Source organism: Lactobacillus sp. CA30L, assembly GCF_059900845.1.
In genome coordinates, this window is the sequence record NZ_JBWXGB010000028.1 from 1 (window position 1) to 446 (window position 446).

The following is a 446-nucleotide window of genomic DNA, read 5'->3' on the forward strand; positions in this document are numbered from 1 at the left end:
GTGAAAATCCTGGGATTATCCAAGAAAAGATCGCCGAACTGATTAAAGTTGATCGAACCACAGCGGCGCGGGCGATTAAGCGTTTGGAAGAACAAGGCTTTATTTATCGTCAAGAAGATGCAAGTAACAAAAAAATTAAGCGGATTTATGCCACAGAAAAAGGGAAAAACGTTTATCCAATCATTGTGCGCGAAAATCAACACTCGAATCAAGTTGCTTTGCAAGGCTTGTCAGAAGTGGAAATTTCACAATTGGCAGATTACTTAGTCCGGATGCGTAAAAATGTCAGCGAAGATTGGGAATTTGTCAAAAAAGGGAACACTCGAAATTATTAAGGAAAGGACGACTGATTGATGGGAGAAATAAAACAATTAACAATAGAAGATGCACCAGCGTTACAAGAAATCAGCATTGAAACTTATACAGATACTTTCGGACCATATAAT

1 protein-coding gene and 1 pseudogene are annotated in these 446 nt (G+C 38.3%); both read left to right on the forward strand.

Annotated features, from left to right (window positions below; all coding sequences use genetic code 11):
• On the forward strand, positions 1–335 hold a 335-nt coding region (gene sylA, locus AC2JF8_RS09295; protein ID WP_500762809.1), incomplete at its 5' end, for a transcriptional regulator SylA.
• Positions 336–353: 18 nt separating this feature from the next.
• Positions 354–446 (forward strand): annotated as a pseudogene (locus tag AC2JF8_RS09300) (GNAT family N-acetyltransferase); the annotation flags it as partial.